The 20583-nt window shown below is 63.7% G+C and carries 19 protein-coding genes; 11 read left to right on the plus strand and 8 right to left on the minus strand.

What is annotated here, in order from left to right; genetic code table 11:
- Positions 1 to 2: 2 nt before the first annotated feature.
- Positions 3 to 872: a MurR/RpiR family transcriptional regulator gene (locus H3H51_RS13150; protein WP_220791000.1), complete on the minus strand. Its 870-nt coding sequence runs from the start codon at positions 870 to 872 to the stop codon at positions 3 to 5.
- Positions 873 to 1053: 181 nt separating this feature from the next.
- Between H3H51_RS13150 and zwf the strand changes: the two genes are divergently transcribed.
- The 8 genes from zwf (at position 1054) to recR (ending at position 9137) form a co-directional block, all read left to right on the plus strand.
- Complete coding sequence (gene zwf / locus H3H51_RS13155) at positions 1054 to 2523, plus strand: glucose-6-phosphate dehydrogenase (RefSeq protein ID WP_183089510.1); 1470 nt, start codon at positions 1054 to 1056, stop codon at positions 2521 to 2523.
- The gene (gene pgl / locus H3H51_RS13160; protein ID WP_183089511.1) at positions 2510 to 3226 is read left to right on the plus strand and encodes a 6-phosphogluconolactonase; all 717 of its coding nucleotides are present in this window, start codon (positions 2510 to 2512) and stop codon (positions 3224 to 3226) included. The genes zwf and pgl overlap by 14 nt, the downstream gene beginning before the upstream one ends.
- Positions 3227 to 3243: 17 nt before the next feature.
- Complete coding sequence (locus tag H3H51_RS13165; RefSeq protein WP_328803658.1) at positions 3244 to 3936, plus strand: bifunctional 4-hydroxy-2-oxoglutarate aldolase/2-dehydro-3-deoxy-phosphogluconate aldolase; 693 nt, start codon at positions 3244 to 3246, stop codon at positions 3934 to 3936.
- 28 nt (positions 3937 to 3964) lie between these two features.
- The gene (locus H3H51_RS13170; RefSeq protein WP_183089512.1) at positions 3965 to 4129 is read left to right on the plus strand and encodes a hypothetical protein; all 165 of its coding nucleotides are present in this window, start codon (positions 3965 to 3967) and stop codon (positions 4127 to 4129) included.
- A 27-nt stretch (positions 4130 to 4156) separates the two neighbouring features.
- Positions 4157 to 5782 (plus strand): NADP-dependent glyceraldehyde-3-phosphate dehydrogenase, encoded by a 1626-nt coding sequence (locus H3H51_RS13175; RefSeq protein ID WP_183089513.1) that lies wholly within the window; start codon positions 4157 to 4159, stop codon positions 5780 to 5782.
- 142 nt (positions 5783 to 5924) lie between these two features.
- Entirely contained in the window at positions 5925 to 8012 is a 2088-nt protein-coding gene (gene dnaX / locus H3H51_RS13180; protein WP_183089514.1) for a DNA polymerase III subunit gamma/tau, read from the plus strand.
- Between the two features lie 21 nt (positions 8013 to 8033).
- On the plus strand, positions 8034 to 8360 hold the full coding sequence (locus H3H51_RS13185; RefSeq protein WP_183089515.1) for a YbaB/EbfC family nucleoid-associated protein: 327 nt from the start codon (positions 8034 to 8036) through the stop codon (positions 8358 to 8360).
- A 177-nt stretch (positions 8361 to 8537) separates the two neighbouring features.
- Positions 8538 to 9137 (plus strand): recombination mediator RecR, encoded by a 600-nt coding sequence (gene recR, locus H3H51_RS13190; RefSeq protein WP_183089516.1) that lies wholly within the window; start codon positions 8538 to 8540, stop codon positions 9135 to 9137.
- A 29-nt stretch (positions 9138 to 9166) separates the two neighbouring features.
- Here recR and H3H51_RS13195 read toward each other — a convergent pair whose 3' ends face one another.
- A complete protein-coding gene (locus H3H51_RS13195; protein ID WP_183089517.1) occupies positions 9167 to 9613 on the minus strand; it encodes a hypothetical protein in 447 nt (148 codons plus the stop codon).
- 161 nt (positions 9614 to 9774) lie between these two features.
- Between H3H51_RS13195 and H3H51_RS13200 the strand changes: the two genes are divergently transcribed.
- Complete coding sequence (locus H3H51_RS13200; RefSeq protein ID WP_328803659.1) at positions 9775 to 10332, plus strand: eCIS core domain-containing protein; 558 nt, start codon at positions 9775 to 9777, stop codon at positions 10330 to 10332.
- 91 nt (positions 10333 to 10423) lie between these two features.
- The gene (locus tag H3H51_RS13205; RefSeq protein ID WP_183089519.1) at positions 10424 to 11572 is read left to right on the plus strand and encodes an acyl-CoA dehydrogenase family protein; all 1149 of its coding nucleotides are present in this window, start codon (positions 10424 to 10426) and stop codon (positions 11570 to 11572) included.
- A 31-nt stretch (positions 11573 to 11603) separates the two neighbouring features.
- Here H3H51_RS13205 and H3H51_RS13210 read toward each other — a convergent pair whose 3' ends face one another.
- On the minus strand, positions 11604 to 12002 hold the full coding sequence (locus tag H3H51_RS13210) for a hypothetical protein (RefSeq protein WP_183089520.1): 399 nt from the start codon (positions 12000 to 12002) through the stop codon (positions 11604 to 11606).
- Positions 12003 to 12126: 124 nt separating this feature from the next.
- Positions 12127 to 13023, minus strand: a complete 897-nt coding sequence (locus H3H51_RS21395; protein ID WP_268945827.1) for a poly(ethylene terephthalate) hydrolase family protein — start codon at positions 13021 to 13023, stop codon at positions 12127 to 12129.
- Between the two features lie 653 nt (positions 13024 to 13676).
- Between H3H51_RS21395 and H3H51_RS13220 the strand changes: the two genes are divergently transcribed.
- Entirely contained in the window at positions 13677 to 14588 is a 912-nt protein-coding gene (locus tag H3H51_RS13220; protein WP_183089522.1) for a helix-turn-helix domain-containing protein, read from the plus strand.
- On the opposite strand, the gene H3H51_RS13225 is transcribed toward H3H51_RS13220, so the two are convergent.
- The 4 genes from H3H51_RS13225 to H3H51_RS13240 all read right to left on the minus strand — a co-directional run bounded on the left by H3H51_RS13225 (position 14536) and on the right by H3H51_RS13240 (position 20582).
- Positions 14536 to 16491 (minus strand): acetoacetate--CoA ligase, encoded by a 1956-nt coding sequence (locus H3H51_RS13225; RefSeq protein ID WP_183089523.1) that lies wholly within the window; start codon positions 16489 to 16491, stop codon positions 14536 to 14538. The two genes, H3H51_RS13220 and H3H51_RS13225, sit on opposite strands and share 53 nt — an antisense overlap.
- Positions 16492 to 16597: 106 nt before the next feature.
- A complete protein-coding gene (locus H3H51_RS13230) occupies positions 16598 to 17365 on the minus strand; it encodes a 3-hydroxybutyrate dehydrogenase (protein WP_183089524.1) in 768 nt (255 codons plus the stop codon).
- Positions 17366 to 17540: 175 nt separating this feature from the next.
- Positions 17541 to 18443: a hydroxymethylglutaryl-CoA lyase gene (locus tag H3H51_RS13235; protein ID WP_183089525.1), complete on the minus strand. Its 903-nt coding sequence runs from the start codon at positions 18441 to 18443 to the stop codon at positions 17541 to 17543.
- A 189-nt stretch (positions 18444 to 18632) separates the two neighbouring features.
- Complete coding sequence (locus H3H51_RS13240) at positions 18633 to 20582, minus strand: acetyl/propionyl/methylcrotonyl-CoA carboxylase subunit alpha (RefSeq protein WP_183089526.1); 1950 nt, start codon at positions 20580 to 20582, stop codon at positions 18633 to 18635.
- Position 20583: the final 1 nt, after the last annotated feature.

The raw sequence follows: 20583 nt of genomic DNA on the forward strand, positions 1-20583 counted from the left end.
CTTTACTCGGTTTCGGCGTCGCTGGGGAAGCGGCTGGCGTTGAGGCTTTCCTTGATCTTGCGCAGGTGCGGCTGGAAGTCCACGCCGCGGCGCAGGGTCATGCCGGTGGCCAGCACATCGAGCACCGTGAGCTGGATGATGCGCGAAGTCATCGGCATGTAGATGTCGGTGTCTTCCGGCAACGGGATGTTCAGGCTCAGGGTGCTGGCCTTGGCCAGCGGCGAGTCGGCAGCGGTCAGGCCGAGTACCGAGGCGCCGTTCTGTCGCGCCGCACGCGCCACTTCCACCAGTTCTCGGGTGCGTCCGGTGTAGGAAATGATCACGAACAGATCACCGGTATGTGCCACCGACGCCAGCATGCGCTGCATCAGTACGTCGGAGTGGGCGGAAACCGCGAGGTTGAAGCGGAAGAACTTGTGCTGGGCATCCAGGGCTACCGAGGCCGAGGCGCCGAGGCCGAAGAAGTGGATCTGCCGAGCCTGGATCAGCAGGTCGACGGCGCGGCTGATCAGCTGCGGATCAAGCGCTTTGCAGGCGCTGTCCAATGAGGTGATGGCGCTGCCGAAGATCTTGCTGGTGTAGGCCTCGGGGCCATCGTCGGCTTCCACTGCGCGGCTGACGTAGGCCGCGCCGCTGGCCAGGCTCTGCGCCAGCTGCATCTTCAGCTCGGGATAGCCGCCGACACCGAAGGAGCGGCAGAAGCGATTCACCGTCGGTTCGCTGACCTGGGCAGCCTGGGCCAGCGCCGCAATGCTGTAGCGGGTGGCTTGCTGCGGGGCGGCGAGGATCACTTCGGCGACCTTGCGCTCGGCCTTGTTCAGCTCGCCAAGGCGATTCTGGATCTGCTCCAGCAGGTTGTTCACTCGGTCCATGTCGGTTCCTGGGGCTGAAAACGGTGGCCTATCGTACTGAGCACCTCGGTGCGCAGCCATAGGAATCTGGGGTTGGATGTCTAGGTTACGGGTAAATGTTGTTTTATTACTACATTTTCTCTTGATGGATAGCGAAAGCGGGTGTATTCATATGGCCATGTTTGACGAAAGAACAAATAAAATGATTCCGCAATCCATTGAAGCCTGCACGCTTGCTCTGTTTGGCGCCTCCGGCGACCTGGCCCTGCGCAAGCTGTTTCCCGCGCTTTATCAGCTTGATCAGGCCGGGCTGCTGCATGCCGATACCCGTATCCTGGCCCTCGGCCGCGAAAGCGGTGAGCCACAGCAGCACCTGGCTGTGATCGACCAGCACCTGCGCCTGCATGTGGCGGCCGATGACCTTGATGACGCGACGCTACAACGCTTCAGCGCGCGCCTCGATTACCTGAGCATGGATTTTCTCAGCGCTGAGGCTTACCCGGCGTTGGCCGACAAGCTCGGCCGCGTCGAGCAGCTGATTGCCTACTTCGCCACGCCGGCCTCGGTATACGGCGCGATCTGCAGTGGCCTGGCGCACAGCGGCTTGGCCGAGCGCACCCGCGTGGTACTGGAAAAGCCGATCGGTCATGACCTGGCGTCCTCGCTAGCGGTCAACGATGCCGTGGCGCGCTACTTTCCGGAAAGCCGCATCTACCGGATCGACCACTACCTGGGCAAGGAGACGGTGCAAAACCTGATTGCCCTGCGCTTTGCCAACAGCCTGTTCGAAAGCCAGTGGAACCAGCACCACATCTCCCACGTGGAGATCACCGTGGCCGAGCAGGTGGGCATCGAAGGGCGCTGGGGCTATTTCGACCAGGCCGGCCAGCTGCGCGACATGATCCAGAACCACTTGCTGCAACTGCTCTGCCTGGTGGCCATGGACCCGCCGAGCGACCTGTCGGCCGACAGCATCCGCGACGAGAAGGTCAAGGTGCTCAAGGCCCTGGCGCCGATCACCGCCGAGCAGCTCGGCCAGCAAGTGGTACGCGGCCAATACGTGGCCGGCAGCATCAAGGGCAAGGCGGTGCCGGGCTACCTGGAAGAAGACAACGCCAATGCGCAGAGCCACACCGAGACCTTCGTCGCCCTGCGCGCGGAAATCCGCAACTGGCGCTGGTCCGGGGTGCCGTTCTACCTGCGCACCGGCAAACGCATGCCGCAGAAGCTGTCGCAGATCGTCATCCACTTCAAGGAGCCGCCGCACTACATCTTCGCCCCCGAGCAGCGGCCGCTGATCAGCAACCGGCTGATCATCCGCCTGCAACCGGACGAAGGTATCTCGCTGCAGGTGATGACCAAGGAGCAAGGCCTGGATAAAGGCATGCAACTGCGCAGCGGCCCCTTGCAGCTGAGTTTTTCCGATACTTACCGCAGCATGCGCATCCCCGATGCTTATGAACGCTTGCTGCTCGAAGTGATGAAGGGCAACCAGAACCTCTTCGTGCGCAAGGACGAAATCGAATACGCCTGGCAGTGGTGCGATCAGTTGATCGCCGGCTGGCAGCGCCAAGGCAGCGCGCCCAAGCCCTATGCGGCGGGCACCTGGGGGCCGGCGGCCTCCATTGCGTTGATCACCCGTGATGGCAAGGACTGGTATGGCGATCTCTAATCTCAAACTGCCGGCGCAGGTGCTCGGCTTCGGCCTGAGCAACGCCGAACAGCTGGCCGGCGAACTGGCCGTGACCGTGGCCAATGCGCTGCGCCTGGCTATCGAAACCCGTGGTGTGGCCAGTCTGGTGGTATCCGGCGGGCGCAGCCCGATTGTGTTCTTCGAGCGCCTGGCGCGTCAGGAACTGGACTGGTCGCGGGTGGCCGTCAGCCTGGCGGATGAACGCTGGGTGCCGGTCAGCCATGCCGACAGCAATGAGGGCCTGGTGCGTCGCCACCTGCTGCAAGGCGCGGCAGCCAAGGCGCGCTTCGTCGGCCTTTACCAGCCGGCAGCAAGCCTGGAAGAGTCGGCGGCGCTGGCGCACCTGGCGCTGGCCGAGTTGCCGCAGCCGATCGACGTGCTGGTGCTGGGCATGGGTGAGGACGGGCATACCGCGTCGCTGTTCCCCGCCAGCATCAATCTCGACCTGGCATTGAGCGTCGATTGCACGCAGCGCTGCCTGCCGATGCACGCGCCCAGCGTGCCGCATCAGCGCCTGAGCATGCCGCTGGCACTGCTGGCCGGGGCGCGCCTGACCCTGCTGGCTGTGCAGGGACGCGGCAAGCTCGACACCTTGAAGCAGGCCCTGGCCGCCGAGGGGGATGCGCAGATGCCGATTCGCGCCTTCCTCCGTCACCCTCTTGAAATCTACTGGTGCCCCTGAGCCCGAAGGATCGCCCCATGAGCAGTGTTTCCCCTCAGTCGCTGAGCTGCCGCGACGCGGTGCCGAGCATGGCCGACAAGGCGCAGTTGATCGACCGTCTGTGTGCCGAGGCGCGCATCCTGCCGGTGATCACCATCGAGCGTGAAGAAGACATCCTGCCGCTCGCCGATGCCCTGGCCGCTGGCGGCCTGCGCACCCTGGAAATCACCTTGCGCTCCGAATTCGGCCTGCGTGCTATTCGCCTGCTGCGTAAGCAGCGTCCGCAGCTGTGCGTGGGCGCCGGCACCGTGCTCGATGAGCTGATGCTGGCCGAAGCCGAAGCTGCCGGGGCACAGTTCATCGTGACCCCGGGCTGCACCGCCGAGCTGCTGCGCGCCGGTGTCTACAGCCCGCTGCCGTTGCTGCCGGGCATCAGCAGTGCCTCGGAAATCATGCTCGGTTACGCCCTGGGCTATCGCCGCTTCAAGCTGTTTCCCGCGGAAATTTCCGGTGGTGTGGCCGCCCTCAAGGCCCTTGGCGGACCGTTCGGCAACGTGCGCTTTTGCCCCACCGGCGGCGTCGTGCCAAGCAATGTGCGCGACTACCTGGCCCAGCCCAATGTGATGTGCGTGGGCGGTACCTGGATGATGGACCGCGCCTGGATTCGCCAGGGCGACTGGGCGCGCATCCAGGCTGCCAGCGCCGAAGCCCTGCAACTGCTGGATAGCTGAACCCCATTCCCACCGTGAGAGGTTGACCATGACTGACTCCACCCGGCTGGACACACGCGAGCCCGAAGCGGCCGAACAGGCTTACCCGCGTGACTTCGATATCCGCGCGCGCTACGCCGAGCAGCAGGAGCTGCTGAGCCCGCACAGTGAAGCGGAGCAGGGCGAGACGCCCGCCACCAGCCGCGCGCACTGAACCTCACCTTTTTCTTCAGGCACCGTCATGACCACAGCAAGCCAGCTCGAGCACCTGTTTCCCACCGCCGCCGAGATTCCCGAGCGATACCGCCCCGGCGCGCCCATCGAGCAGCGTGAGTATCTGCTCAATGGCGAACTGGTGCGCTGGGATGGCCCGCTGGCGACCGTGCGCAGCCCGATCTTCCTGGCCAGCGAGCAGGGCGATACACAAGTGGCGCTGGGCAGCACGCCGCTGCTGGATGCCGAGGCCGCGCTGGCGGCGCTGGATGCCGCCGTGCAGGCCTATGACCACGGCCAGGGTCTGTGGCCGAACCTGCGCGTGGCTGAGCGCATCCAGCATGTCGAGCATTTCCTCAAGCGCATGCGCGAGCAGCGCGAGGCGGTGGTGCGCTTGCTGATGTGGGAGATCGGCAAGAACCTCAAGGATTCGGAGAAAGAGTTCGACCGCACTTGCGACTACATCGTCGACACCATCGAGTCGCTCAAGGAACTGGACCGCCATTCCAGCCGCTTCGAGCTGGAGCAGGGCACCCTCGGCCAGATCCGCCGCGTACCGCTGGGCGTGGCGCTGTGCATGGGTCCGTACAACTACCCGCTGAACGAGACCTTCACCACGTTGATCCCGGCGCTGATCATGGGCAACACCGTGGTGTTCAAGCCGGCCAAGTTCGGCGTGCTGCTGATCCGCCCGTTGCTCGAGGCCTTCCGCGACAGCTTCCCGCCAGGGGTGATCAACATCATCTACGGCCGTGGCCGCGAGACGGTCAGTGCGCTGATGGCCAGCGGCAAGATCGATGTGTTCGCCTTTATCGGCACGCACAAGGGTGCCGCCGACCTGAAGAAGCTGCACCCGCGCCCACACCGCCTGCGCGCCGCGCTGGGCCTGGATGCGAAGAACCCCGGCATCGTCCTGCCGCAGGTCGACCTCGATAATGCGGTGAACGAAGCCATCACCGGCGCGCTGTCGTTCAACGGCCAGCGCTGCACGGCGCTGAAGATCCTCTTGGTCCACGAAGACGTGCTTGACGCCTTCCTCGAAAAATTCACCGCCAAGCTCGCCGCGCTCAAACCCGGCATGCCCTGGGACGATGGCGTGGCACTGACCCCTCTGCCTGAGCCGGGTAAGGTCGAGTACCTCAACGGCCTGCTCGACGACGCCGTGGCCAAGGGCGCGCGGGTGGTCAACCCAAACGGCGGCGCGCACCGGCAGAGTTTCTTCTACCCGGCGCTGCTGAGCCCGGTGACGCCGGCCATGCGCCTGTACCACGAGGAGCAGTTCGGTCCGTTGGTGCCCGTGGTGCCGTACCGCGAGGTGAAGGAGGTGATCGACTATGTGCTGCACTCCGACTACGGCCAGCAGCTGAGCATCTTCGGCAACGACTCGGCGCAGGTCGGGCGCCTGGTGGATGCTTTCGTCAACCAGGTCGGTCGCATCAACATCAACGCGCAGTGCCAGCGCGGCCCGGACAGTTTTCCCTTCAACGGCCGAAAGAATTCAGCCGAGGGCACGCTGTCGGTACAGGACGCCCTGCGCGTGTTCTCCATTCGCACCCTGGTGGCGACCCGCTTCAATCCGGAGAACAAGGAGCTGATCAGCGAGATCATCCGCAACCGCGAATCGGGGTTCATCACTACCGATTACATCTTCTAATTGCGGCTTTCTCCGGGCCTGCAGGGCCCGCTGTCAGGGCGCTGCTGCAACAGCCCGCCCGGTGACCGTGCGGCGCGGATGCAATTTACCCGGTGCTCCGCTAGGATTAGCCCCTTCCGCTTCCCAGCTGCGACGGTTTTCGATGAGTTATCAGGTTCTTGCACGTAAATGGCGTCCGCGCTCGTTCCGCGAAATGGTCGGCCAGACCCATGTGCTCAAGGCCCTGATCAACGCCCTGGACAGCCAGCGCCTGCACCATGCGTACCTGTTCACCGGTACCCGCGGGGTGGGCAAGACCACCATCGCGCGGATCATCGCCAAGTGCCTGAACTGCGAAACCGGCATCAGCTCGACGCCCTGCGGCACCTGTTCGGTGTGTCGGGAGATTGATGAGGGCCGCTTCGTCGACCTGATCGAAGTCGACGCCGCCAGCCGCACCAAGGTCGAAGACACCCGCGAGCTGCTGGAAAATGTGCAGTACGCACCCAGCCGCGGACGCTACAAGGTCTACCTGATTGACGAAGTGCACATGCTCTCCACGCACTCGTTCAACGCGCTGCTCAAGACCCTCGAAGAGCCGCCACCCCACGTCAAGTTCCTGCTGGCCACCACCGACCCACAGAAGTTGCCGGTGACCATCCTCTCGCGCTGCCTGCAGTTCTCCCTGAAGAACATGCCGCCCGAGCGTGTGGTCGAGCACCTGACCCACGTGCTGACGGCCGAGAACATCCCGTTCGAAGACGACGCCCTGTGGTTGCTCGGTCGCGCAGCCGATGGCTCGATGCGCGACGCCATGAGTCTCACCGACCAGTCCATCGCCTTCGGCGAGGGCAAGGTGCTGGCTGCTGACGTGCGTTCCATGCTCGGCACCCTCGATCACGGCCAGGTCTACGGCGTGCTGCATGCACTGCTCGAAGGCGATGCCCGCGCCTTGCTGGAGGCCGTGCGCCACCTGGCCGAGCAAGGCCCGGACTGGGGTGGTGTGCTGGCGGAAATACTCAATGTGCTGCACCGCGTCGCCGTGGCCCAGGCCCTGCCGGATGCGGTGGACAACGGCCATGGCGATCGCGAGCGCGTACTGGCGCTGGCCCAGGCGTTGCCAGCCGAAGATGTGCAGTTCTACTACCAGATGGGCTTGATCGGCCGCCGCGACCTGCCGCTGGCGCCGGACCCGCGCAGTGGCTTCGAGATGGTCTTGCTGCGCATGCTGGCGTTCCGCCCGGCGGATGCCGATGGAGCGCCACGCTCACCGCTGAAGGAATTACCTTCAAAGCCACTGGGAATCAGCAAGGCCACAGCTGATTCCACGAACAACCCAGTGGCCGGCGCAGCCATTGCTGCCGTGCCGGCACCTATCGCATCTCCTGTTGCGGCCGCGTCCGTCGTTTCGGCTCCGGTGCCGATCGCCGCGCCGGTTGCTGCCGAGCCTGCTCCAGCACCTGTGGCACCTGTAGTGGTACCTGTGGCTAGCGTGGCGCCGGTCAGCGAGCCGGTTGTCGAGGCCCCGGTTGTCGATCTGCCTTGGGAGACACCTGCGAACCCGCCTGCACTGGCGGTTACCGAGCCAGTCCCCGAGCCGCTTGCCGCCATGCCTGTAGAGGTCGAACCGGTGCCGCTGGCAGCGCCCGCTGCGGTTGATCCGGCGCCTGCTGTCGTAGCGGTGGCCCCGGCCACCGTGGCACCCGTTGTTGCAGAAGCCGAGGAGGGTGATGACGACGAGCCGCCGCCCGGCGACTACGACTACGCCGAAACCGATGCGGAAAACCTCGACTACGACTTCGATGTTGCGGCTGCCGAGCCGGCTGTCGAGGCTGAACCCTTGCCGGCGTCCAAGCCCGCCACCGGGTTGGCAGCAGAGTGGCTGGAGCTGTTCCCGCGCCTGGGGCTGTCCGGCATGACCGGCAGCATCGGCGCCAACTGCACGCTGATCGAGACCAATGGCGACGACTGGCTGCTGCACCTGGACCCAGGTCACAGTGCGCTGTTCAATGCCACCCAGCAGCGGCGTCTCAACGATGCGCTGGACCAGCACCTGGGGCGTACCATCAAGCTGCGCATCGAGCTGATCCTGCCTGAGCAGGAAACCCCGGCCCAGGCCGCTTCGCGCAAGCGCGCCGAGCGTCAGCGCCAGGCCGAGCAGTCGATTCACGCCGATCCGCTGATCCAGCAGATGATTCAACAATTCGGTGCGGTGATCCGCGCCGACTCCATCGAACCCCTGACTCCCTAATTGAAAGCTGAGGAACCCATCATGATGAAAGGTGGCATGGCAGGCCTGATGAAACAGGCGCAGCAGATGCAGGAAAAGATGCAGAAGATGCAGGAAGAGCTGGCCAACGCCGAAGTCACCGGCCAGTCCGGTGCTGGCTTGGTGAGCGTGGTGATGACCGGTCGCCACGACGTCAAGCGCATCACCCTGGACGACAGCCTGATGCAGGAAGACAAGGAAGTGCTCGAAGACCTGATCGCCGCAGCCGTCAATGACGCCGTGCGCAAGGTCGAGCAGAACAGCCAGGACAAGATGTCCGGCGTGACAGCCGGGATGCAGCTTCCCCCCGGCTTCAAAATGCCCTTCTAAGACGGGGCGTCCAGCCGCAGCACATAGCGGCGTTGCAATTCGGCCCGGGCATGCTCATTTACGGCCAGTAAACTCCGCTGCCCGTGCCGAATCGCGCCTTGCTCTGCACCGCGTCTGGCCACCCCTCGCTCCGTGCGCAGCCCTCAAAGCAATTTCCATCTTTCACGGTAACCCTCCATGAGCTTCAGCCCGCTGATCCGCCAATTGGTCGACGCCCTGCGCATCCTGCCCGGTGTGGGGCAGAAAACGGCCCAGCGCATGGCGCTGCAGATGCTTGAGCGCGATCGCAGCGGCGGCATGCGCCTGGCGCAGGCGCTGACGGCGGCGATGGAAGGGGTGGGGCATTGCACGCGCTGCCGCACGCTGAGTGAGGACGACCTGTGCCCGCAGTGCGCGGACCCGCGCCGCGATGATTCGCTGTTGTGCGTGGTCGAGGGGCCGCTGGATGTGTTCGCCGTCGAGCAGACCGGCTACCGCGGCCGCTACTTTGTGCTTAAGGGCCACCTGTCGCCGCTCGATGGCCTGGGCCCGGAGGCCATCGGCATTCCCGAGCTGCTGGCGCGGGTCGGCGAGGCCGCTTTCAGCGAAGTGATCCTTGCCACCAACCCGACGGTGGAAGGCGAAGCCACTGCCCATTACATCGCTCAGATGCTGGCCGGCAAAGGCATTGCCCTGACCCGTATTGCCCACGGCGTACCGTTGGGTGGCGAGCTGGAGCTGGTGGACGGCGGTACCCTGGCCCATGCCCTGGCGGGGCGTAGGCCCATCAACGGCTGAGTTATCAGTCGGCGGCTGCCCGTCCTGCCTCAGTTCAGCCCATCCGTTGCCGGCGCCTGGTTGCGATAGAACTGCAGGGCGTCGATAAAGCGCTCTGCCTGCACCTGGCTTTCGCTGGCAAAGCCGATAAGCGCCTGGCCGTCTGCGTCGAACAGTTGCACGGTGTAGCGGTTGAACAGCTGGTACAGCTGCACCGAGGCGATCGAGTTGAAGTAGATGCGCTTGTCGTTGCGGGCAGCCGTTCCTTCGGCGGCTGGCGTGACCGGAACACCGGCCGCGCCGGGGTCGTTGAAGCCCATGTAGTGGTTGTCGATGTACACCGAGTCCGGGCGCAGCTGGCCCGGTTGCGCGAGGATCATCTGTTCGATCACCGCATGGGCTTCCGGCTCGGAAATGCCCTGTGGCGAGTAGTCGACCAGGCTTGACGAACAGCCTGTCAGCACAAGGGCAAGCAAAGCTATCCAGATCTGGCGCATGGCGTTCTCCTGTCGCGTAGCGGCTTGTCTGCAGCATAGTCAGGCGGCGCACGATGAGACATTCCGTGGCTTGCCTGTGTGCTAGGCGTGTGTGCCAAGATGCGCGCCTCACAACCACCGGTATCCGCCACTTGCTAGCCAGAAACAAGATCGTAGAGCGTGTGGGGCTGATTGTTCTGGCCCTCGGCATCAGCCTGTCGGCCCAGGCCGACACCTGCCCGGCGGGCCAGTTCGAGGTGTGCCTGGGGCTGTGCCTGTGCGTGCCCGATCCGCAAAAGGTCCAGGAAGAGGTGAGCAACACTGCCGCCCCAGCCCTGGCCGACTGGATGCAGCGCTCGCGGGATGTCGCCGTCAGCGAGGGCATCGCCTCGTTGCCACCCGCGATTCGCCAGCAGTTGCTGCCTTATTACGCCTCGCCAGTGCTGGACGCTGCGCGTTACAAGATCGGCAGCAGCGATCAGCGCGGGCTTGCCACGGCCATGTTGCAGAACCCGGATATCCGGGCGGTGACGCTGATCGACGTGATCGTTTTCCGAACCGAGCGCGATGCCGCAGATGTGGCGCTCTGGGCCCATGAACTCCAGCATGTGCAACAGTATCAGGAGTGGGGCGTACAGCAATTTGCCCTGCGCTACACCCGCGATGCCGATGCAGTCGAAGCGCCGGCCTATGCCATCCAGATCCAGGTGAGCAAGGCGCTGCGCCAGGCGAAACTCTGAGAGTGGCGGGCTAGAGCGGTCATCGCATTACACCTTGAAAACCAAGCAAGCGCTCGGTTAGGGTTGGCGAAATCCAATCGAGAGCTGCCCGATGACTGCCTTCCAGGAATACTTCGACGACTCCCATCAACTGGTCCGCGATTCGGTGCGCCGTTTCGTCGAGCGCGAAGTCCTGCCGCACATTGCGGACTGGGAGGAGGCCGAGGCGTTTCCCCGTGAGCTGTATCTGAAGGCAGGCGCTGCCGGCATCCTCGGCATTGGTTACCCGGAGCAGTACGGTGGCAGCCACGAGGGTGACCTGTTCGCCAAGGTAGCGGCCAGCGAGGAGCTGATGCGCTCGGGCTCGGGCGGCCTGGTCGCGGGCCTCGGCTCGCTGGATATCGGCCTGCCGCCGGTGCTCAAGTGGGCCCGTCCGGAGGTGCGCGAGCGTGTGGTGCCGCAGGTGCTGGCCGGCGAGAAGATCATGGCCCTGGCAGTGACCGAGCCCTCCGGCGGCTCCGATGTAGCCAACCTGAAGACCCGCGCCGTACGCGACGGAGACTTCTATCGCGTGACCGGCAGCAAGACCTTCATCACCAGCGGTGTGCGTGCCGACTATTACACCGTGGCGGTGCGCACTGGGGGCGAAGGGTTCGGCGGCGTCAGCTTGCTGCTGATCGAAAAGGGCACGCCCGGTTTCACGGTTGGCCGCTCACTGAAGAAGATGGGCTGGTGGGCTTCGGACACGGCTGAACTGTTCTTCGACGACTGCAAGGTGCCGGTGGGCAACCTGATCGGCATGGAAAACATGGGCTTCGCCTGCATCATGGCCAACTTCCAGAGCGAGCGCCTGTCGCTGGCGCTGATGGCCAACATGACTTCACAGATGGCCCTGGAGGAGTCGCTGAACTGGGCCAAACAACGCGAAGCTTTCGGCAAGCCGATCGGCAAATTCCAGGTGCTCAAGCATCGCCTGGCCGAGATGGCCACCCAGCTCGAAGTCTCCCGCGACTTCACCTACCGCCAGGCTGCGAAAATGGCGGCCGGCAAGAGCGTGATCAAGGAAATCTCCATGGCCAAGAACTTCGCAACGGACGTTTCCGATCGCATCACCAACGACGCCGTACAGATGCTCGGCGGCATGGGCTACATGCGCGAAAGCCTGGTGGAACGCCTGTACCGCGACAACCGCATCCTCTCTATCGGCGGCGGCTCGCGGGAGATCATGAACGAGATCATCAGCAAGCAGATGGGGCTGTAAGCACGTCTGCCGATTCGCTGGCGCGCCGGTATTAGAGGGCGTGGTCGATTGAGGCGAAGACCCTCAGCCCATCCGGCGTGCGCATGAGGGTGTAGGACTCGCGCCAGGCACTGATCACGCTGTCGTCGCTGCCCAGTAGCTCCCAGGTAATGCTGGCGAGGGCGCTATTCGAGCCCAGCGGCGTGACCGCGAGCGTATTGAAGCGGCAGGCGCGGCACCCCTGGCTGTGGTACTGGGCGACGATACCGTGGAAGTACTCGCCGATCTGCTCTTGCGTGGTGAACGATTTGAGAGTGCCTTCTGCACTTAGGGCAAGGTACGGCGCGGCATAACGCTGGGCGATGACAGGCCCGTCAAACGCGCGGAACGCCACCGCGAAAGCCTCGAAGAAGGCCTGCGCTTCATCCTGCCAGTCGAGTGGTGTGGTCATGGCTTTTGGCTGGCCTCGCCTGAAATGTTCACTTTGGGGTTTCTATGCATTTCCATCTTCCATGAAAAAGGGGGTGAACTGATTAAGTTCACCCCCTCGGTAGCTCGTTTCGACTGTAAAGAGCTTAGTAAGGGCAGTTCTGACGGTACTCGGAAATGGTGCCGCTTGCGGTGTGGTTGGGGCCGCAAAGGAACTGGCTGTAGCGGGTGTCGAAGTCAATGAAGCGCTTCATCCACGAGATGCCGTACAGGCCCAGCAGGTCCTGGTTCGGGTAGCCGGAGTTGGCGCAGAAGTGCGAGCCACCGTAGATCTCCAGGAATGCCTTGGGCGTTGTGCTGGGGATCTTGTTGTAGAACGGCGAAGCATGCACGCCGACGGGGGCAACGGCATCCGCGCTACAGGCCAGAATCAGCGCCGGGGTCTTGATCGTATTAAAGCTGTTGAGACCGGCGTAGTAGGGGGCCTGCGGGATGATCGCGTTCAGCGAACGCTGGGTGGACAGCTTCAGGGAACCGCCGCCGCCCATCGACCAACCAATGGCGCCCAGGCGCGTACTGTCGACCTTGCCGTAGATCGGGCTGGAGCTGGTGTTGCTCTGGGAGATGACGTAGTCCAGCGCCTTGCTGAGCTGGGTGGCACGGCTGTCGGGCTGGTCGTAGATGGTGCTGGTGTTCATGGTCATGACCACGAAACCGTGGGATGCCAGGCGCGGCCCCCACCATTCGATACTGTCTTCATACGACAGAAAACCCGGGATGACCGCAATGGCGCCCATTTTGCCGGTGGTATTGGTGGGGTAGTAAACAGTGCTGTTACCAAAACCTTTGAGCAGTCCGGATACCGAGAACTTGGCAGTGGTAAAGGGGCCAGTGTTGCTTTTCAGGGCAGCAGTGGTCGGCGCTGGCCCGCGTGTGCAGTTGGTGCACGGTGCGGATGGGCCGGTAGCCGAGTAGACATATGAGCTGGCGACGAGTGACGCGACAAGTAGTGCTGTTTTAGCAATGGATGCTTTGAAGTTCATGCAGGTTGCCTCTTTGGATATTGTTATTGTTTTTACAGAAAGCCCAGGGTGGTCAGCTCACCCATGACCGGCGGTGAACTGCTGCAGCGAAAGTATCAAGGGCAATCTGGGGCAACAATCAGCAATCGCTCTCAGTTCATACAAGCCATTAGCTGGGTCAGACAGAACTGTCGGTGGGCTTGTTGCGCGTGCTTGCTGGCAGGCCCGTACGCTAGTGAAGTGTTGACCAATCAGGCGATAGGTTTCGCCTGCTGGCTGCCGCAAAGCCACGCAGCACTAAGGTAACCGTAGGAAGCACAATGCCCGGTCAGGGTGAAAAGGTGACACTCTGCAGTCACCAGTGGCGCGCTGAAATCAGGCCGAAAATGCCTCGCGCAAGCTGACGTGCAGGGCTATATGACTGATTCTATTAATGAACCTTGCGCGCTATTTTAGTTTTTTGGTCGGCGCTATGCTGGGAATGGATACTTCGGATTAAATACAAAATCATACCGTCGTCATACTTTTATCCGACTCTTAAGTGCTCGCTATTTCAGGTATTAAAAGGCTGTCGGTTCGAGTTGCTGGAAATATAAATCAGGGTGCAGGTTGGCATTGGCAATGCAGGGTGATAGCACAATGCAATTAATCATTTTGAATCTAATAATAAAAATATGAATGACTGGATTGCAAAACAGGAAACTCCGCCGGCGCTGATATATGTATCCAGCCGGCGTTATCTTTACCTAGGGCGAACCCAGTTGCGCATCCGGGATTTGCACTCGGCAGCCTCTGCCTTGCTGGTGTGCCTTGAAGGCTCGGTGAAGTTCAGGGTGCCCGGCGAGGCGCACTGGATCACGACCAAGAGCATCCTGATTCCCGCTGGGAGCAGGATCGGCATCGACAATCAGGGCGCTGTAATGGCGGCCTGTTATCTGGATGCGGCCAAGCCCGACTTCCTGTTGTTGAGAAGGAAAATGGAATCGCTCAGTGGCGGGGTTTACTACAACCTGGCCTGCGAAAACCGCCTGACTGAGAGCCTGATCCAACTGCGCGAAGACGCACCGGGGTTCGCCGAGGCGCAACGCCGCGTGGAGTCGATTATCCAGCAATGCGGTGGCGATGAGCTGGTCACGCCGGACCCGCGGGTGGTGCATGTCATCGAGCGGCTGAGAGATACCGCTTCGCTGAATATTTCCGTCAAGACGCTGGCAGAGGAGGTTGGGCTGTCCGAATCTGGCTTGATCCGGCTGTTCGGCCAGCATGTCGGGGCGCCGCTGCGTAGGCACCGGCTGTGGTACCGGCTGATTGAGTTCGTCACCTTGACGCTCTCGGGTGTCCCCAGCGCTGTGGCGATCAAGGCCGCCGGTTTTACCGATGCCGCACATTTTTCCCGCTGCTACAGCGGTTTCTTTGGGGTGAACTGGTCGTATGCCTTCTCAAAGAACACCCATGCGCGGTACATCCTGGAAGAGCCGGAAGCCCGCATGGCGACAGGTGACGTTATACGCAGACCAGCCTGGAATGGCTCGCTCAGCCCTGCAGCTGCGGCAAATCACGGTACAGCTCTAGCGCCTGCGGATTAGCCAGGGCCTCGGTATTTTTCACCGGTCGGCCGTGCACCACGTTGCGTACGGCCAGTTCGACGATCTTGCCGCTGATGGTGCGCGGAATATCGGCAACCTGGAGGATCTTGGCTGGTACGTGGCGCGGGGTGGTGTTGTCGCGGATGACCTGGCGGATCTGCGTTTCCAGCTCCGGCGTCAGCTGCACGCCATCGCGCAGGCGCACGAACAGCACCACGCGCACATCGCCTGCCCATTCCTGGCCGATGGCAATGGATTCCAGCACCTGTTCGACCTTTTCCACCTGCCGATAGATTTCTGCCGTGCCGATGCGCACGCCGCCGGGGTTGAGGACGGCATCGGAGCGACCGTGGATCACCAGGCCGCCGTGTTCGGTCTCTTCGGCATAGTCACCCTGGGCCCAGATGCCGGGGAAGGTGTCGAAGTAGGCGGCCTGAAACTTCTCGCCCTGCAGGTCGTTCCAGAAACCCAGCGGCATGCTGGGGAAATGGCGGGCGCAGACCAGCTCACCCTTTTCGCCGGCCACTGGCTGACCGGCGTCGTTCCACACCTGCACATCCATGCCCAACCCCTTGCATTGCAGCTCGCCACGCCACACCGGCAGCACCGGGTTGCCGAGGGCAAAGCAGGAGACGATATCGGTGCCGCCAGAAATCGACGACAGGCACAGGTCGGTTTTGATCTCGCGGTAGACGTATTCGAAGCTCTCGTGGGACAGCGGTGAACCGGTCGAGAGGATGGCGCGCAGCTGCGTCAGTCGGTGGCTTTCGCGCGGCTTGGCACCGGCCTTTTCCAGGGCCGCGAGGAACTTGGCGCTGGTGCCGAACAGGCTGATGTTCTCGGCATCGATCAGGTCGATCAGGCGTTCGGCACCGGGATGGAAGGGCGAGCCGTCGAATAACACCAGGGTGGCGCCGAGGGCGAGGCCGGAAACCAGCCAGTTCCACATCATCCAGCCGCAGGTGGTGTAGTAGAACAGCGTGTCCGTGGCGTGCAGGTCCGTGTGCAGGCCGAGTTCCTTCACATGTTGCAGCAGGGTGCCACCCACGCCATGCACGATGCACTTGGGCACGCCGGTGGTGCCGCTGGAGTAGAGGATGTACAGCGCCTGCTCGAAGGCTACCGGGGTGAACTGTGGCTCGCCGCCGGGCTGGTAGAAGTCCTGCCACAGCGTGACCTTGGCGGTTGTCTTGAAGTCGGCAGCCTGGGCCGCGGGGTTGGAGTAGGGCACTAGCAGCAGTTGCTGGAGCGACGGCAGGCGTTCGAGGATTTCGTTGAGCTTGGCGGTCTGGTCGAGATTCTTGCCGGCGTAGCGGTAGCCCGCTGCGGTGATCAATACCGTGGGTTCGATCTGGCCGAAGCGGTCGATCACGCCCTGGCTGCCGAAATCCGGGGAGCAACTCGACCAGCTGGCGCCGAGGCTCGCTGCAGCCAGCATGCCGACCACGGTTTGCCAGGTATTGGGCATGCAGGCCGCGACCCGATCACCGATACCGACGCCGAGCGCCTGCAGGCTGCGTTGCAGACCGGCGACATGGGCCGCCAGTTCGGCATAGCTGAGCTGCTCGCGTGAGCCGTCTTCGCCGATGGCGACTAGGGCTGGATGCGCATCGCGGCGGCGCAGCAGATGCTCGGCGAAGTTCAGTGTGGCGCCGGAAAACCAGTGTGCGCTGGGCATGGCGCTGCCTTCACGCAGTACAGCCTGTGGCTGGCTGCTGAAGCGCACCTCAAAGAAGTCGACGATGGCCTGCCAGAACGTCTCGCGCTGCGCCACGCTCCAGGCATGCAGGGCCGGGTAGTCGGCCAGTTGCAGGCCATGGCGTTGATTGACGAAGTGACGGAAGGCCTCCATGCGCGTGGCGGCGATGCGTTCGGCGGAGGGCGTCCAAAGTGGTTGCGACATGCTGGCGCTCCGGGTTTCCTGATTCCTTGCGTAGGGTGGATGTCGTTTTTACATCCACCGCCAGTGGTGGAAAACCCTGCGCGGCTTTCCACCCTACAGCTTAGGGTTATTGCGCTAGCCAGCCGCCATCCATGTTCCACGCGGCGCCGCGGACCTGGTCGGCAGCGTCGCTGCACAGGAACAATGCCAGCGCGCCCAGTTGTGCCGGGGTGACGAAGTCCAGCGAGGGCTGTTTCTCGGCCAGCAGCTCATGCCGTGCGCGGGCGCTGTCACCGTCGACGGTACGATCGTCGATCTGCTTTTGCACCAGCGGGGTCAACACCCAGCCGGGGCATATGGCATTGCAGGTGATGCCGGTGGTGGCGGTTTCCAGGGCCACGCTCTTGGTCAGGCCGATCAGGCCGTGCTTGGCTGCCACATAGGCGCTTTTACCGGGCGAAGCTGCCAGGCCGTGGGCCGAGGCGATGTTGATGATCCGCCCCCAGTTGCGTGTGCGCATGGCTGGCAGCACCAGGCGAGTGGTGTGGAAGGCGGACGAGAGGTTGATGGCGATGATCGCGTCCCAGCGCTTGACCGGAAACTCTTCGACGGGGGCGACGTACTGGATGCCGGCGTTGTTGACCAGGATGTCGACGGCGCCGAACTGTTCGACGGCAAACTGCATCATCGCCTCGATTTCCTCGGGCTTGCTCATGTCCGCCGGGTGGTAGGCGACGCTGCCGCCATGGGCGCGCACGGCATTCAGCGCCGCCTCGCTGTCGCCAAAGCCGTTGAGCAGCAGGTTGGCACCGGCCTTGGCCAGTTCCAGGGCGATTCCCAGGCCAATGCCGCTGGTGGAGCCGGTGACCAGAGCGGTCTTGCCGTGCAGGCTCATGTTTGCCTCCTTGATGCCGCGTGGTGTGGGCGCGCGGGTTTCACCTGCCTTACCGATAGCAGATGTGGAGGGGCATAAACAATGCTGGCGGACTGCTCTGCTGTTCTAGGAGCCCGCTTGCTGGCGAGCCTGGGCCCATGCAGAGCCGATCGCCAGCAAGCGGGCTTCTACGGGGTCAGCGGCTGGCTTGGCGGGCGCGGGCCACGCGTGAGCCATTGGCTTTGCCCAACACGTCGCAGATGCGCTGGCCAGCGACAATCAGCCGGTCCATGTCGATGCCGGTGTCGATGCCCAGGCCGTTAAGCAGGTAGAGCACGTCTTCGGTGGCGACGTTGCCGGTGGCACCCTTGGCGTAGGGGCAGCCGCCGAGGCCGGCAACCGAGCTGTCGAAGACGCTGACGCCTTCCAGCAGGCTGGCGTAGACGTTGGCCAGGGCCTGGCCGTAAGTGTCGTGGAAGTGCCCGCCGATCTTCTCGCGCGGGATCTTGGCGGCGGTGGCCTCGATCAGGCGGCGGGTGGCGCCTGCGGTACCGGTGCCGATGGTGTCGCCCAGGGACACCTCATAGCAGCCCATGGCGAACAGCTCGGCGGCGACATCAGCGACCTGTTGCGGCGCCACGTCGCCCTCGTAGGGGCAACCGAGCACGCAGGACACGTATCCGCGCACGCTGATGCCATGCTGGCGCGCGGCGTCCATGATCGGCACGAAGCGCTGCAGGCTCTCGCTGATCGAGCAGTTGATGTTCTTCTGCGAGAAGGCTTCGCTGGCGGCGGCAAATACCGCGACTTCCTTGACGCCCGCTGCGACGGCAGCTTCGAAGCCCTGCATGTTCGGCGTCAGTGCGCCGTAGACCACGCCAGCATGACGCTGGATCTGCGCGAACACCTCGGCGCTGCCGGCCATCTGCGGCACCCATTTGGGCGATACGAAACTGCCGACTTCGATGTAGCCAAGGCCGGCGGCGCTCAGTTCATCGACCAGGCGCACCTTGTCGGCCACGCTGATGGGCTGTTTCTCGTTCTGCAAACCGTCGCGCGGGCCGACTTCGACCAGGCGTACGTGTTGGGGGAGGTTCATGCATGTTCTCCGTAGGGTGGATCGGGGCGCGCAGCTGGCGCGTTATCCATCCACCGTTGGTTGGTGGAAAACGCTGCGCGGTTTTCCACCCTACAAGTTTGCCGAATAGGGAACCGTAGGAGCGAGCTCTGCTCGCGAATCGAGTCCGTACGGGGCCGTTCGCGAGCAGAGCTCGCTCCTACAAGTGCATCACGCCTGCTCCAGCTCCACCAGTGCAGCGCCCTCGCTGACCATATCGCCTTCGCCGCAGAACAGCGCCTTGACCGTACCGGCATGCGGCGCGCGGATGCTGTGTTCCATCTTCATCGCTTCCAGCACCACCAGGGCGGTACCGGCTTCGACGACCTGGCCGGGTTCTACCAGTACACGCACGATGCTGCCGTTCATGGGCGCAGTCAGGCCACCCTGATGGGCATGGCCGGCTTCGGCAGCGGCGATGGGGTCGAAGCGGCGCACGGGGTGCAGCTCGCCATTCCACTCCAGGTACAGGGTGTCGCCCTGGCGGATGGCTTGCAGCCGGCGTTGTACGGTGGATGACTGGGTGGCGGCACAGATCAGCGTGTCGCCTTGCAGCTTGGCTTGGCCGGTTGGGCGGGCCTTGTGCTCATGGTCAGCGCTGCACAGGTGCAGTTCGGTTTCCGCTCGCAGGCCGGCACGCCAGCCATCGCGGGCATTCCATGGCGAATGGTAGTCGTCATGTCGGGGTTGCTGCGGCTCGCTTTGCAGCCAGGCATCGGCGGCCAGTTGCCAGAATTCATCCGGTAGCTCGGCGCTGGCCGGCAACAGGGCGTCCTGGTGACGGGCGATAAACCCGGTGTCCAGCTGCGCATCGGCGAAGGCCGGATGGGCCAGCACGCGACGCAGGAACGCCAGGTTGGTCTTGAAACCACCCACGGCGGTTTCCTCGAGCATGGCCAGCAGGCGCTGACGGGCCTGCTCGCGGTCTTCGCCCCAGGCGACCAGTTTGGCCAGCATCGGGTCGTAGAACGGCGACACCGTGTCACCTTCGGCGACGCCACTGTCGACCCGACGGCCTGGCCCGGCAGCCGGCTCGCGGTACAGGGCCAGGTCGCCGGAAGCCGGCAGGAAGTCATGCTCGGTATCTTCGGCGTACAGGCGCACTTCGATGGCGTGGCCATTGAGCGGCACCTGCGCCTGGGTCATCGGCAGCGCTTCGCCACGCGCTACGCGAATCTGCCAGGCCACCAGGTCGAGGCCAGTGATGGCTTCGGTGACGGGGTGCTCGACCTGCAGGCGGGTGTTCATCTCCATGAAGAAGAACTGGCCGCGTGCATCCAGCAGGAACTCCACGGTGCCGGCACCGACATAGCCGATGGCCTGGGCGGCCTTGACTGCCGCTTCGCCCATGGCGCGGCGCAGCTCGGGTGTCAGGCCAGGGGCAGGGGCCTCTTCGACCACTTTCTGGTGACGGCGCTGGATCGAGCAGTCGCGTTCGTTGAGGTACAGGCAGTTGCCGTGCTGGTCGGCGAACACCTGGATCTCCACATGGCGTGGCTGCAGCACGTACTTTTCCACCAGCATGCGCGAGTCGCCGAATGCCGATTGCGCTTCACGCTGGGCCGATTGCAGGGCTTCGGCCAGCTCGGCTTCGCGCTCGACCACCTTCATGCCCTTGCCGCCACCACCGGCGGCGGCCTTGAGCAGTACCGGGTAGCCGATGCGTTCGGCGGCAACGCGGAAGGTGTCCACGTCCTGGGCTTCGCCGTGGTAACCGGGCACCAGCGGTACGCCGGCGTCGTCCATCAGTGCCTTGGCCGCGGATTTGCTGCCCATGGCATCGATGGCGCTGGCCGGCGGGCCGAGGAACACCAGGCCGGCGGCTTCGATGGCGCGGGCGAAACCGGCGTTTTCCGAGAGGAACCCGTAGCCCGGGTGAATCGCCTGGGCGCCGGTGGCCTTTGCGGCAGCGAGGATCTTGTCGATCAGCAGGTAGCTATCGGCCGGCTTGGCGCCGCCCAGGTCCACGGCCATGTCGGCTTCGCGCACATGCCGGGCGTTACGGTCGATGGCGCTGTGCACCGCGACGGTTTTCAGGCCCAGGGCCTTGGCCGTACGCATCACCCGGCAGGCGATCTCGCCGCGGTTGGCGATGAGTACGGTGTCGATGTAGTTAGCCATG

The sequence above is a fragment of the Aquipseudomonas ullengensis genome (assembly GCF_014174475.1).
Taxonomy (GTDB): domain Bacteria; phylum Pseudomonadota; class Gammaproteobacteria; order Pseudomonadales; family Pseudomonadaceae; genus Aquipseudomonas; species Aquipseudomonas ullengensis.

Excerpts from the sequence above, each read along its gene's own strand:
- H3H51_RS21395 (WP_268945827.1), bottom strand. The coding sequence starts at position 13,023 with ATGAACTTCAAAGCATCCATTGCTAAAACAGCACTACTTGTCGCGTCA.
- pgl (WP_183089511.1), top strand. The coding sequence starts at position 2,510 with ATGGCGATCTCTAATCTCAAACTGCCGGCGCAGGTGCTCGGCTTCGGC.
- recR (WP_183089516.1), top strand. The coding sequence starts at position 8,538 with ATGAGCTTCAGCCCGCTGATCCGCCAATTGGTCGACGCCCTGCGCATC.
- H3H51_RS13210 (WP_183089520.1), bottom strand. The coding sequence starts at position 12,002 with ATGACCACACCACTCGACTGGCAGGATGAAGCGCAGGCCTTCTTCGAG.
- H3H51_RS13230 (WP_183089524.1), bottom strand. The coding sequence starts at position 17,365 with ATGAGCCTGCACGGCAAGACCGCTCTGGTCACCGGCTCCACCAGCGGC.
- H3H51_RS13150 (WP_220791000.1), bottom strand. The coding sequence starts at position 872 with ATGGACCGAGTGAACAACCTGCTGGAGCAGATCCAGAATCGCCTTGGC.
- H3H51_RS13195 (WP_183089517.1), bottom strand. The coding sequence starts at position 9,613 with ATGCGCCAGATCTGGATAGCTTTGCTTGCCCTTGTGCTGACAGGCTGT.
- H3H51_RS13175 (WP_183089513.1), top strand. The coding sequence starts at position 4,157 with ATGACCACAGCAAGCCAGCTCGAGCACCTGTTTCCCACCGCCGCCGAG.
- H3H51_RS13240 (WP_183089526.1), bottom strand. The coding sequence starts at position 20,582 with ATGGCTAACTACATCGACACCGTACTCATCGCCAACCGCGGCGAGATC.
- H3H51_RS13225 (WP_183089523.1), bottom strand. The coding sequence starts at position 16,491 with ATGTCGCAACCACTTTGGACGCCCTCCGCCGAACGCATCGCCGCCACG.
- dnaX (WP_183089514.1), top strand. The coding sequence starts at position 5,925 with ATGAGTTATCAGGTTCTTGCACGTAAATGGCGTCCGCGCTCGTTCCGC.
- H3H51_RS13205 (WP_183089519.1), top strand. The coding sequence starts at position 10,424 with ATGACTGCCTTCCAGGAATACTTCGACGACTCCCATCAACTGGTCCGC.
- H3H51_RS13220 (WP_183089522.1), top strand. The coding sequence starts at position 13,677 with ATGAATGACTGGATTGCAAAACAGGAAACTCCGCCGGCGCTGATATAT.
- H3H51_RS13170 (WP_183089512.1), top strand. The coding sequence starts at position 3,965 with ATGACTGACTCCACCCGGCTGGACACACGCGAGCCCGAAGCGGCCGAA.
- zwf (WP_183089510.1), top strand. The coding sequence starts at position 1,054 with ATGATTCCGCAATCCATTGAAGCCTGCACGCTTGCTCTGTTTGGCGCC.
- H3H51_RS13165 (WP_328803658.1), top strand. The coding sequence starts at position 3,244 with ATGAGCAGTGTTTCCCCTCAGTCGCTGAGCTGCCGCGACGCGGTGCCG.
- H3H51_RS13235 (WP_183089525.1), bottom strand. The coding sequence starts at position 18,443 with ATGAACCTCCCCCAACACGTACGCCTGGTCGAAGTCGGCCCGCGCGAC.
- H3H51_RS13185 (WP_183089515.1), top strand. The coding sequence starts at position 8,034 with ATGATGAAAGGTGGCATGGCAGGCCTGATGAAACAGGCGCAGCAGATG.